At 60.6% G+C, this 12,649-nt stretch carries 11 protein-coding genes; 9 read left to right on the top strand and 2 right to left on the bottom strand.

The features are described 5' to 3' along the window. Nucleotides 1-24: 24 nt before the first annotated feature. Complete coding sequence (locus KI612_RS15705) at nt 25-1,395, bottom strand: serine/threonine protein kinase (RefSeq protein WP_226441005.1); 1,371 nt, start codon at nt 1,393-1,395, stop codon at nt 25-27. 150 nt (nt 1,396-1,545) lie between these two features. Here KI612_RS15705 and grpE point away from each other — a divergent pair, with 150 nt between their 5' ends. The 4 genes from grpE to KI612_RS15725 all read left to right on the top strand — a co-directional run bounded on the left by grpE (nt 1,546) and on the right by KI612_RS15725 (nt 6,867). Beyond that, nucleotides 1,546-2,103: a nucleotide exchange factor GrpE gene (gene grpE / locus KI612_RS15710; RefSeq protein ID WP_226441006.1), complete on the top strand. Its 558-nt coding sequence runs from the start codon at nt 1,546-1,548 to the stop codon at nt 2,101-2,103. 65 nt (nt 2,104-2,168) lie between these two features. Continuing rightward, on the top strand, nt 2,169-4,109 hold the full coding sequence (dnaK, locus tag KI612_RS15715; protein WP_226441007.1) for a molecular chaperone DnaK: 1,941 nt from the start codon (nt 2,169-2,171) through the stop codon (nt 4,107-4,109). A gap of 96 nt (nt 4,110-4,205) precedes the next feature. After that, nucleotides 4,206-5,348, top strand: coding sequence for a molecular chaperone DnaJ (gene dnaJ, locus KI612_RS15720; protein ID WP_226441008.1), 1,143 nt, complete (start codon nt 4,206-4,208; stop codon nt 5,346-5,348). Between the two features lie 373 nt (nt 5,349-5,721). Then, on the top strand, nt 5,722-6,867 hold the full coding sequence (locus tag KI612_RS15725) for an ABC transporter substrate-binding protein (RefSeq protein ID WP_226441009.1): 1,146 nt from the start codon (nt 5,722-5,724) through the stop codon (nt 6,865-6,867). 64 nt (nt 6,868-6,931) lie between these two features. Here the strand turns inward: KI612_RS15725 and cysS are convergent, their stop codons facing one another. Continuing rightward, entirely contained in the window at nt 6,932-8,302 is a 1,371-nt protein-coding gene (cysS, locus tag KI612_RS15730; protein WP_226441010.1) for a cysteine--tRNA ligase, read from the bottom strand. Between the two features lie 105 nt (nt 8,303-8,407). Between cysS and KI612_RS15735 the strand changes: the two genes are divergently transcribed. From KI612_RS15735 to KI612_RS15755, 5 genes are read left to right on the top strand one after another with little or no spacing between them, the layout of a single operon-like run. After that, complete coding sequence (locus KI612_RS15735) at nt 8,408-9,490, top strand: nuclear transport factor 2 family protein (protein ID WP_226441011.1); 1,083 nt, start codon at nt 8,408-8,410, stop codon at nt 9,488-9,490. Nucleotides 9,491-9,531: 41 nt separating this feature from the next. Next, nucleotides 9,532-10,821, top strand: a complete 1,290-nt coding sequence (locus tag KI612_RS15740) for a L,D-transpeptidase family protein (RefSeq protein ID WP_226441012.1) — start codon at nt 9,532-9,534, stop codon at nt 10,819-10,821. Beyond that, entirely contained in the window at nt 10,821-11,381 is a 561-nt protein-coding gene (locus tag KI612_RS15745; RefSeq protein ID WP_226441013.1) for a peptidylprolyl isomerase, read from the top strand. The genes KI612_RS15740 and KI612_RS15745 overlap by 1 nt, the downstream gene beginning before the upstream one ends. A gap of 10 nt (nt 11,382-11,391) precedes the next feature. Continuing rightward, a complete protein-coding gene (locus tag KI612_RS15750; protein WP_226441014.1) occupies nt 11,392-11,883 on the top strand; it encodes a peptidylprolyl isomerase in 492 nt (163 codons plus the stop codon). A gap of 53 nt (nt 11,884-11,936) precedes the next feature. Further along, complete coding sequence (locus KI612_RS15755; protein WP_404818059.1) at nt 11,937-12,617, top strand: UDP-2,3-diacylglucosamine diphosphatase; 681 nt, start codon at nt 11,937-11,939, stop codon at nt 12,615-12,617. The last annotated feature ends 32 nt before the right edge of the window (nt 12,618-12,649 follow it).

A 12,649-nucleotide genomic window follows, 5' to 3' on the forward strand; every position in this document is an offset into this window, starting at 1 on the left:
GCCGGCGTTCCAGCGCGACTGCTTTTACATCGGCGCCAGTTCAAGGTCGAGGCCACCACCCGGACGGGAACGCGAGAAGGTACTCAGCGAACCGGTACCAGCCTCGACTGCCGGCTGCCCCTGCGCCGCAGCGATCTTGTTGACCTCGCGCAGACGCTTGATCATGCGCGCCAGCAAGGCATTGCGCAGGCGACTCAGCAACTCTTCCGAAGACAGCGCCAGGGCTGCCGCATTGATCTCGAGAAAGAGCGTTGTTTCAAGCGTGATGGCCGTGGCACTGCGCTGATCGCTGGCCGGATGCAGGAAAGTCACCTCGCCGACCGGCTCACTGACGCCAAGACGACACAGGGCGCGCCCCTCGATCGAAATCTCGACACTGCCGGACAGGATGATGCCGAACACCTTGTTGCGTTCGCTTTCGCGCACGATGGCGACATTCGGGGCAATTTCGCGCCAGACGGAAACACGCAGCACTTCCCATAACTCGACGTTTTCGAACTCGGTAAAAAAGTCGAGCTTGCGCAGCATCTCGAAATGCCGGCTGTCCTGGGCTGTTTCGTCCTCTTCGAGTATCTGGTAACGCACCGACGACAGATCCTTGGCGAACTCGGCGCCATTCTTGTAGCGGCTGTAGAGATCCTTTTCCAGCGCCCGCCGCATGATCGGATTGAGGCCCTCGGGCAGATTCGGATTGAGCGCAGTCACCGCCGGCGCGTCGGTATTGATGATGCGATAGATCAGGGTTGCCTGATTTGCGGCCCGAAATGGCAGTCGACCGGTAAGCAGCTGGAACATGACCACACCGAGCGAATAGAGGTCGGTTTTCTGGTTGAGCGGGTAGCCCTTGATCTGCTCCGGCGACATGTACGCCGGCGAACCGACGCCCATGATGAAGGTCGAGTCGCGATCCATGTCCTTGTTCATGTTCAGGGCCAGACCGAAATCGGCGATCTTCGGCTCGTCATTGGCGGCGACCATGATGTTGGCCGGCTTGATGTCGCGATGGATGATGCCCTGCCGATAAGCCGAATCAAGTGCCATGCAGCACTTGAAAACAATGCCGATGACGCGGTGCATGGGCAGCAGCTTGTCGATGCGGCAATGCTCTTCAAGGCTGAAACCGTCGATGTACTCCATCGCCAGATAGGCGTAATCGTCCTCAACGACGGCGTCGTAGACCTGCACGATGTTCGGGTGATTCATCCGGCGCGAGACCATGCCTTCATTCTGGAAGAGCTTGCGCATGCGGCGCGACATGGCCGCGCTGTCCTGGCCGAAACTGATCACCTTGACCGCGACCTGACGGCCGGCCTCGGGATCGTCACAGAGATAAACCGTCGCCGTCGCCCCCTTGCCGAGCTCGCGAATGACGCGGTATTTGCCTATCGTTTCCATTCAGGCTGCAGAAAAATCAATCATCGGATGATCGTAGCACGCAGACGCAGTGATGGCAGCAGTTTTGCCCGCGCAAGAATATTTGTCGAAGGCTCTTGAAACCATCACCGACGCCCCCAGATAGCGAAAAGATTTTTGGGAGAAATACGCATGTCGAACAATGAAACCACCCAGGAAGAGCTGCTGGGTAAGCAAACCATTACCGAACCTGCCGGCGAGCCGGCCGTTGCGGAAAACACGGACACACTGCCCAGCGTCGAGGAACAATTCCGCCAGCTGGAACTGAAGGCTGCCGAACACTACGACGCCTGGCTGCGCGCCAAGGCGGAGGGTGAAAACATCCGCCGCCGTGCACAGGAAGACATCAGCAAGGCGCACAAGTTCGCAGTCGAAAAATTTGCCGGCGAACTCCTGGCCGTCAAGGACAGCCTGGAAGCCGCCCTGGCCGTGCCGGAACAGACCGTCGAAAGCTTCAAGTCGGGCGTCGAGCTGACCCTGAAACAACTGGTCGCCGCGTTCGAGAAGAACGCCCTGATCGAGGTCAACCCGGTCGGCGAAAAGTTCGATCCGCACAAGCACCAGGCCATCGGCATGGTCGACGCCGAACAGGAAGCCAATACCGTCGTCACCGTATTGCAGAAGGGCTATCTGATCGCCGAGCGCACGCTGCGCCCGGCCCTGGTCATGGTCGCCAAAGCAAAGTCTTGAAATCCGGGGCAACGCCCCCAACTCCAGAACATCGCATTCATTCGTATTCAGTAAAGGAATAAATCATGGGCAAAATCATTGGTATTGACTTGGGCACCACCAACAGCTGCGTCGCCATCATGGAAGGCGGCACGCCGAAGGTTATCGAGAACTCCGAAGGTGCACGCACCACGCCGTCCGTCATCGGTTATGCCGAAGATGGCGAAATCCTCTCCGGCGCCCCGGCCAAGCGCCAGGCCGTGACCAACCCGATGAACACGCTGTATGCCGTCAAGCGTCTAATCGGTCGCCGCTTCGAAGAGAAGGAAGTACAGAAGGACATCTCCCTGATGCCCTACAAGATCGTCAAGGCCGACAACGGCGACGCCTGGGTTGCCGTGCGCGACAAGAAGATCGCCCCGCCGCAGGTTTCCGCCGAAGTGCTGCGCAAGATGAAGAAGACCGCCGAAGATTACCTCGGCGAAGAAGTGACCGAAGCCGTCATCACCGTGCCGGCCTACTTCAACGACAGCCAGCGTCAGGCCACCAAGGACGCCGGCCGCATCGCCGGTCTGGAAGTCAAGCGCATCATCAACGAACCGACCGCAGCCGCCCTTGCCTTCGGCATGGACAAGGCGCCGGGCAAGGACCGCAAGATCGCCGTGTATGACCTCGGCGGCGGCACCTTCGACATCTCCATCATCGAAATCGCCGACGTCGATGGCGAAAAGCAGTTCGAAGTTCTCGCCACCAACGGCGACACCTTCCTCGGCGGCGAAGACTTCGACCAGCGCCTGATCGACTACATCATCGACGAATTCAAGAAGGAATCCGGCGTCAACCTGAAGGCCGACGTGCTCGCCCTGCAGCGCCTCAAGGAAGCTGCCGAAAAGGCCAAGATCGAGCTGTCCTCCAGCCAGCAGACCGAAGTCAACCTGCCCTACATCACCGCTGACGCGACCGGTCCGAAGCACCTCGCCCTGAAGATCACCCGCGCCAAGTTCGAATCCCTGGTCGACGAGCTGATCGAACGCACCATGGCACCTTGTGTCATGGCGCTCAAGGATGCCGGCTGCAAGATCGGCGACATCGACGACATCATCCTGGTCGGCGGCCAGTCGCGCATGCCCAAGGTGCAGGAAAAAGTTAAGGAAATCTTCGGCAAGGAACCGCGCAAGGACGTCAATCCTGACGAAGCCGTTGCCGTCGGCGCTGCCATCCAGGGCGGCGTGCTGCAAGGCGAAGTCAAGGACGTGTTGCTGCTCGACGTCACCCCGCTCTCCCTCGGTATCGAAACCCTGGGTGGCATCATGACCAAGCTGATCCAGAAGAACACGACGATCCCGACCAAGGCCTCGCAGACTTTCTCGACCGCCGACGACAACCAGAACGCCGTGACCATTCACGTGCTCCAGGGCGAACGCGAAGTCGCTTCCGGCAACAAGAGCCTCGGCCAGTTCAACCTGGAAGGCATCCCGCCGGCCCCGCGCGGCACGCCGCAGATCGAAGTCATCTTCGACATCGACGCCAACGGCATCATGCACGTCACCGCCAAGGACAAGGCGACCGGCAAGGAAAACAAGATCACGATCAAGGCCAACTCCGGCTTGAGCGAGGCTGAAATCCAGGCCATGGTCAAGGACGCCGAACTGCACGCCGAAGACGACAAGAAGGTGCACGAGCTGGCCGATGCCCGCAACCAGGCCGACGGCATGGTGCACATGGTCAAGAAGTCGCTCACCGAATACGGCGACAAGCTCGACGCCGCCGAGAAGGAAGCCATCGAAGCCGCGATCAAGGATGTCGAATCCGTGCTGCGCGACGGCGACAAGGACACCATCGTCGCCAAGACCGAAGCCCTGAGCCAGGCAGCCCAGAAGCTGGGTGAAAAGATGTATGCCCAGCAACAGGCTGAAGGCGCTGCTGCCGGTGCCGCCGGTCAACAAGCCGAAACGGGCGAAAAGACCGTCGAAGGCGATGTCGTCGATGCCGAATTCACGGAAGTGAACAAGGACAAGAAGGCTTAAAACGGACACAGATGTGCCGTTTTAAGTGGCCGGATCAAAGCGGACGCCTCGGCGCCGCTTGATCCGGCCTTTGTGCAGCATCTGTCGGAAACAGCTATGTCAAAACGCGATTTTTACGAAATTCTTGGCGTCAACCGAGACGCCAGCGAAGACGAGATCAAGAAGGCCTACCGCAAGCTGGCCATGAAGCACCACCCCGACCGTAATCCGGATAATCCGGCGGCCGAGGAAAAGTTCAAGGAAGCCAAGGAAGCCTACGAAATCCTGTCCGATAACCAGAAGCGTGCCGCCTACGACCAGTACGGCCACGCCGGCGTCGACCCGCAAGCCGGCATGGGTGGCGGTTTTGGCGGTGGCGGCGGCGGTGGTTTTGCCGACGCCTTCGGCGGCATTTTCGACGAGATCTTTGGTGGTCGTGGCGGCGGTGGTGGCGGCGGTGGCCGCTCCAACATCTACCGCGGCGCCGACCTGCGCTACAACCTCGAAATCACGCTCGAACAGGCAGCCCACGGCACGGAAACCAAGATCCGCATTCCGACCATGGAAGAATGCGAAGTCTGCCATGGCTCTGGCGCCAAGCCCGGCACCCAGCCCAAAACCTGCCCGACTTGTGGAGGCTCCGGCCAGGTTCGCCTGCAGCAAGGTTTTTTCTCGATCCAGCAGACCTGCCACAAGTGTCACGGCACCGGCCGTTTCATCGCCGATCCGTGCAAATCCTGTGGCGGCGCCGGGCGCATCAAGCAACACAAGACACTGGCCGTCAAGATTCCGGCCGGGGTTGATGAGGGCGATCGCATCAGGCTCGCCGGCGAAGGCGAACATGGCGTCAATGGCGGCCCGCCGGGCGATCTGTATGTCCAGATCCACCTCAAGCAGCACGCCGTGTTCACCCGCGACCACAACGACCTGCATTGCGAAATGCCGATTTCCTTCACCACGGCAGCGCTCGGTGGCGAAATCGAGATTCCGACCCTGGATGGCGCCGCAAGCATCAAGATCCCCGGCGAAACCCAGTCCGGCCGGGTCTTCCGCCTGCGCGGCAAGGGCATCAAGGGCATTCGCAGCCACGCCCATGGCGACCTGATGTGTCATGTCGTGGTCGAAACCCCGATCAACCTGACCGACCGCCAGAAGGAACTGCTCAAGGAACTGGAAGAATCCAGCCGCGACAGCGGTGCCAAACACAACCCCCGCGCCAAATCCTGGATGGACAAGGTTAAGGAGTTTTTTGAGGACTGATGCTTCACCTTGCGACGCAGGCTAACCTGCGCCAGCAGCTTAAGGAGCAAAGCTCCGGCCGAAGCCACAAGGTTAAGGAGTTTTTTGAGGACTGATGCTTCACCTTGCGGCGCAGGCTAACCTGCGCCAGCAGGTTAAGGAGCAAAGCTCCGGCCGAAGCCACAAGGTAAAGAAGTTTTTCGAGGGCTGACCGGCCCGCCGGCACCCCGAGAATTGCCCCGCGCCTGCAACAGGCCCGGGGCAATTTTCATTTTGGCCACTTCCGGACGGTCGACCGCTGGCCGGACGCGATTCTCAAACTCAGGCGGCAAGACTTCTCGGGGCGCGCTTTCGACTGTTAGAATCAGGAAATCACTGTTGGGGGGAATCTCACATGCAAGTCCTGAAGAGACTGATCACAATCGGCGCCATTGCCTGCTCAACATTGAGCTGGGCAAGCGACCCGGGCATTACCGACAGCAGCATCACGCTGGGCATGTCGGTCCCCCTGTCCGGCCCGAACGGCGCCTATGGCGTCGACATGCGGCAAACCATCCAGGCCTATTTCGAACAGGTCAACAAGGCGGGCGGCATCAACGGTCGCCGCCTCGAACTGATTGCCCTCGACGACGGTTACGAAACCGACCGCACGGTCGCCAACACCAAGATCCTGCTCAACGAAAAACGCGCCTTCGCGCTGCTTTCCTACTACGGCTCCAGCCCGACCACCGAAGCCATGAACGGCGTTTTCGGTCCGGCCCGCGTGCCACTGGTCGGCACCATTTCCGGTGCAGCCAGCCTGCGCGAACCGATCAGCAGCAATGCCAATGCGCGCTACATGTTCAACGTCCGCGCCAGCTACGCCGACGAAACGGAAGCCATCGTCAATCAGCTGGTGTCGCTGGGCCTGAAGAGCATCGCCGTGTTCTACCAGAATGACGGCTTCGGCAAATCCGGACTGGAAGGCGTTACCGCCGCGCTGCAAAAACACAACCTGAAGCCGTCGGCAGTCAGCACCGTCGAACGCAACTCGGTCGACGTCACCAAGGCCGTCGAGCCGATCGCCAAGGCCAATCCGCAGGCCGTGATCATGGTCACGCTGTACAAGCCGACCGCCGCCTTCGTCAAGGCGATGAAAAAAGCCGGCCAGGCACCGATGTTCATGACCCTGTCGCCGGTCGGCACCGAGCAACTGGTCCAGGAACTCGGCCCCGATGCCCGCGGCCTGGGCATCTCGCAAGTCGTGCCCTATCCCTGGAACGACGTCGTGCCCATCGTGCGCGATTACCAGCGCCTGACCAGCAAGACCAACCCGCCGTCCTACTACGGCATGGAAGCCTACCTGATGGCGCGTACCATGGTCGAAGGCCTCAAGCGCGCCGGCAAGGACCTGAGCCGCGAGAAACTGACCTCGACCCTGGAAAGCATGGGGCCGGTCGATTTCGGCGGCTACCGCGTCAATTACGGCAGCAACAGCCACCTCGGCTCGCGCCATGTCGAACTGACAGTGATCGGCGCCGGCGGCAAGGTTCTCAAGTAAGCCAGACGGTCAACACGAAAAAAAGGCCCTTTTTCAGGGCCTTTTTCATTTCCGCATCAGTGACTCAGGCGCGTCGCCAGGTCGTTCCCTGGGCACTGTCGTCGAGCACGATGCCGGCAGCTTTCAGCGTGTCGCGAATGCCGTCGGCCGCGGCAAAGTCGCGCGCCTTCTTCGCAGCGGCACGATCGGCAATCAACTGCTCGATGGCGGCCTCATCAAGACCGCCAGCCTTGGCCGCACCGCGCAGATAAACCGTCGGCTCGCGTTCGAGCAGGCCGATCACGCCGCCCAGCGCCTTGAGCAGACCGGAAAGCTCGCCGCTCTTCTGGCGGTTGACCTCGCCGGCCAGCTCGAAAAGGACGGCGATCGCGCCGTGCGAATCGAAATCCTCGTTCAGCGCCGCGGCAAAACGGCTGGCGAAATCATTGCTCCAGTCGATGTCGACCGCCTGCGGCGGCACATCGCGCAGGGCGAAGTAAAGACCATCCAGGCTGTTCTTCGCGTCATCGAGATGCGCATCCGAGTAATTCAGCGCGCTGCGGTAATGCGCACGCAGGATGAAGAAGCGCACCACCTCGGCATCGTAGCTCTCGAGCACGGTGCGGATGGTGAAGAAATTGCCCAGCGACTTCGACATCTTCTCGTTGTCGACGCGCACGAAACCGTTGTGCATCCAGTAATTGACGTAGGAGCAGCAGTTCGCCCCCTCGGACTGGGCGATTTCATTCTCATGATGCGGGAACTGCAGATCCTGACCGCCGCCATGGATGTCGAAATGTTTGCCGAGAATGCTCGAACTCATCGCCGAGCACTCGATGTGCCAACCCGGTCGACCTTCGCCCCAGGGCGATTCCCAGGCCGGCTCACCCGGCTTGGCGTGTTTCCAGAGCACAAAATCGAGCGGATCCTGCTTGGCCGAATCAACCTCGACCCGTTCACCGGCGCGCAGGTCATCGAGCGACTTGCCGGACAGCTTGCCGTAGCCCTCGAACTTGCGCACGGCGTAATTGACGTCGCCATCAACCGCCTGATAGGCCAGGCCACGCGCTTCCAGCTTGCCGATCAGATCGAGCATCTGCGGCACGAACTCGGTCGCGCGCGGCTCATGATCGGGACGCAGCACGCCCAGCGCGTCGGCATCTTCATGCATGCAGGCGATGAAGCGGTCGGTCAGTTGCAGGATGGTTTCGCCGTTTTCAGCCGCACGCCGAATGATCTTGTCATCAATATCGGTGATGTTGCGCACATAGGTGACGTCATAACCGCTGGCTTTCAACCAGCGATAAACCATGTCGAAGACCACCATGACCCGGGCATGCCCGAGGTGGCAATAGTCGTAAACCGTCATGCCGCATACGTACATGCGGACCTTGTTGGCTTCGATAGGCGTAAAAACCTGTTTTTCCCGCTTCAGGGAATTGAAAATCTTGAGCATGCCGGGATAAATTCATGGAGCCGCCGGGCTTGAGAAGCCTATGGGAAGGGCAGCAATTTTGATAGAATCTTGGGATTGTAAAACTCTGGAAATTATAGCACAGCGATGAACACGACCTCTCTGCCCCAGCCCCGTTTCCAGCAGCTCAAAGCGCTGCGTGCAATTGCCCTTGGCCTGGCCATCGGTTTTGCAGCACCGGCCTTTGCCGACAACCTTCCGGAAGTGCAGCGCCTGATCAAGCAGGGCCAGTTGCCGCAAGCCATGGAGAAGGTTGACGCCTATCTGAGCAGCAAGCCGCGCGACGCGCAGGGCCGTTTCCTCAAAGGTCTGATCTATACCGAAATGAACAAGCCGGCCGAGGCCGTTGCCGTCTTCACCAAGCTGACCGAAGACTACCCGGAATTGCCCGAGCCCTATAACAACCTGGCCGTGCTCTACGCCCAGCAGAAACAATACGACAAGGCACGCACGGCGCTCGAAATGGCCATAAGGACTCACCCGTCCTACGCCATCGCCTACGAAAACCTCGGCGACGTCTACGCCAAGCTGGCCAGCCAGGCCTACGACAAGGCGCTGCAGCTCGACAACTCGAACGCCACGACGCAAAACAAGCTGGCCCTGATTCGCGACCTGATCACCACCGGCAAGGGCAATGTCAAACCGACCATGCCTGCAGCACAGGTCGCTGCCGCGCCGGCACCGGTGGCTGCACCTGTCGCAGCCAAGCCGGCTGCCGCACCGACCGCCAGCGTTGTTGCCACCACGCAGGGCGCCGCTTCGACCACCCAGGCCAAACCGGCTGCCGCCCCGGTTGCCGCCCCGCTGCCTGCAGCGGTCAATACCGATGCAGCGCAGGACGACGTGGCAAAAGCCATCAGCAACTGGGCCAATGCCTGGTCGCGCAAGGACATGAAGGGCTACCTTGGCGCCTATGCGGCTGACTTCAACACGCCGAAGGGCATGGCCCGCAAGGCCTGGGAAGCCGAACGTGAAGACCGCATCGCCGGCAAGCCGGGCAAGATCTCAGTTAACATCGACGAGCCGACCATCACGATCAACGGTGACAAGGCTACCGCCAAGTTCCGTCAGCACTACAAGGCCGGCAGCCTCGACTCCTCGTCGACCAAGACGCTGGTTCTCGTTCGCTCGGGCAGCAAGTGGCTGATCAAGGAAGAAAACGCTCGCTGATGCTCGTCCGCAAGTTAGCAATTATCGGATTGGCAAGTTGTTTGGCCGGCCATGCGCTGGCCAAACAACAAAAAACACCGAAGCAGGCAAACGCAACACCGTCGCAGAAGTCCGCAAAAACCGTATCGCGCGCAGCTAAGACTGCGCTCGTCGCCGCACCGCTCGTCCTCGCCCGCAATGGCACATCGGCTGCATCCAGCCGACTGCCGGCAACCGTTTCGGATAGTGGCCCGGAAGCCCAACTGGCCAGGATTTTCAAGGAAATCGAAGCCAATCAGCTGGGGCGCGCCCTGGAGCTGACCGAAGCCCTGCTCCGCCAGCACCCCAACTACCGCCTCGCCAACCTGATCAAGGGCGATCTGCTGCTGGCCCGGCGTCAGCCGATCCAGACCTTTGGCGCGATGAATGGCGCCCCGGCCGACAAGGTGGCCGACCTGCGCGCCGAAGCCATCGTCCGCCTGAAAGGCTACCGCGAAAAGCCGGAAGCCAACTTCGTGCCGCGCTACCTGATGCAGATGCCGGCCGACCAGCGCTACGCCATCGTCGTCGACACCAAGCGCTCGCGCCTTTACGTCTATGAAAACGATGTCGCCAATGGTGGCCGGCCACGCTTCATTGCCGATTACTATGTGACCCAGGGCAAGCTGGGCGCCGAAAAAGTTTCCGAAGGCGACAAGAAGACACCGATCGGGGTCTATCACGTCACCTCCAACCTGCCGCGCCAGAAACTGGGCGACCTTTACGGCAACGGTGCCTATCCGCTCAATTACCCGAACGAATGGGACAAGCGCCAGGGGCGCAGCGGCAGCGGCATCTGGCTGCACGGCACGCCCTCCGACACCTTCGCCCGGCCGCCGCGCGCCTCCGATGGCTGCGTCGTGCTGACCAACCAGGATCTCGACACGGTCGCCAAGAACGTTCAGGTCGGCCTGACCCCGGTCATCATCAGCAACTCGATCGAATGGCTGTCGCTCGACGACTGGCACAAGGAACGCAACGAACTCAACAAGACCATCGATGCCTGGCGCGCCGACTGGGAAAGCCGCGACACTGACCGCTTCATGAAGCATTACTCGAAGCGCTTCAAGTCGGCTGACCAGAATTTCGACCAGTTCGCGGCCCAGAAGAAGCAGGTCAATGCCGGCAAGGAATGGATCAAGGTCAAACTCGACAATCTTTCCGTCTTCCGCAACCCCGGCAAGGAAGAAATGATCGTCGTCACTTTCGATCAGGACTACCGCAGCAACAACCTCAACAACCAGATGAAAAAGCGCCAGTACTGGTTGCGCGAAGATGGCCGCTGGAAAATCATTTACGAAGGAAGTGCCTGATGCTCAAGAAAATCTCCCTGCTCGCCGCCGGCCTGCTTGTTTCGCTTGCCGCCTGGTCCGCACCGACCGTCGAAATCACCACTTCGCTCGGCAAGATCACCGTCGAACTCGCCAGCGACAAGGCGCCCAAGAGTGTTGCGAATTTCCTGCAGTACGCAAAAAGCGGTTTTTATAACGGCACGATCTTTCACCGCGTGATTCCCGGCTTCATGGTCCAGGGTGGCGGTTTCGATGCCAAGATGACCCAGAAGCCCACCGGCCCGGCCATCGAAAACGAAGGCAAGAACGGCCTGCGCAACCTGCGCGGCACGCTCGCCATGGCCCGCAAGCCGGACCCGCACTCGGCCACCGCCCAGTTCTTCATCAACCATGCCGATAACGCCTTCCTCGACTACCCGAGCCAGGACGGCTGGGGCTACGCCGTGTTCGGCAAGGTCACCCAGGGCATGGATGTCGTCGACCGCATCGCCCAGGTGCCGACCGGCAATGCCGGCCCCTTCCAGAACGTGCCGGCCACCCCGGTCATCATTCAAAACGTCAAAATCATCTCTGAAAAATAAGGATTACCCCATGATCAAGCTCACCACCAACCACGGTGTCATCACCCTTAACCTCGATGCCGAAAAGGCCCCGAAGACGGTTGCCAACTTCATCTCCTACGTTGAAGCCGGCCATTACGACAACACCATCTTCCACCGCGTCATCAAGAACTTCATGATCCAGGGCGGCGGCATGGAGCCGGGCATGAAACAGAAGGAATGCCAGGCACCAATCGAGAACGAAGCCGCCAACGGCCTGAAGAACAAGCGCGGCAGCATCGCCATGGCGCGCACCAACGATCCGCACTCGGCCACCGCCCAGTTCTTCATCAACACCGTCGATAACGACTTCCTCGACTTCAAGGCACCGAGCGGCCAGGGCTGGGGCTACTGCGTTTTCGGCGAAGTCGTCGAAGGCATGGATGTTGTGGACAAGATCCGCGCCGTCAAGACCGGCAACAAGGGCTTCCACCAGGACGTGCCGGCCGAAGACGTGATCATCGAAAAAGCTGAAATCGTTTGATCCTCTTCATATCCGATCTGCACCTGTCGCCCCGGTCACCCGGGGCGACTTGTTTGTTCCTCCAGTTTCTGGCCGGGCGCGCCCGGCAGGCGACGGAGCTGTACATCCTCGGCGACTTTTTCGAGGCCTGGATCGGCGATGACGACATCGACGATGCCTATAACGCCGAGATCGTCGCCGCCCTGCGTGCCGCCAGCGACACCGGTCTGAAGATCAGCCTGCTGCACGGCAACCGCGACTTCCTGCTCGGCAGCGGCTTTGCTGCCGCCAGCGGCGTCATGCTGATCAGCGATCCCTACATCCTGTCGACGCCGGAATGGCAGTTCGTGCTCTCGCACGGCGACGCCCTCTGCCTCGACGACACCGCCTACATGGCCTTTCGCGAGCAGGCGCGCAATCCGCAATGGCAGGCTGCCCTGCTCGCCAAGCCGCGCGCCGAACGCCGGGCGATTGCCGCGCACATGCGCGAAGTCAGCGAAGCCGGCCAGCGCGGCAAGGAAAACCCCTACACCGACCTGCAGCCCGCCGCGACCGACGACTTCCTGCGCCAGCACGGCTACGCCACCTTCATCCACGGCCACACGCACCAGCCGGCCCGGCATGACCACATCGTCGACGGCATTCACGTTGAACGCTGGGTACTCGCCGACTGGCAAGAAGAACGTGGCGAATGCCTGGTCTGGGATGGCGAAATACTGCAGCGCGAAGCGATCCTGCCGGAAAACCGGGCCTGAAATGGCGTCGACCGCCAGCCACCCGAATCTGA

It is taken from the genome of Quatrionicoccus australiensis, assembly GCF_020510525.1.
GTDB classification, from domain to species: Bacteria; Pseudomonadota; Gammaproteobacteria; order Burkholderiales; family Rhodocyclaceae; genus Azonexus; species Azonexus australiensis_B.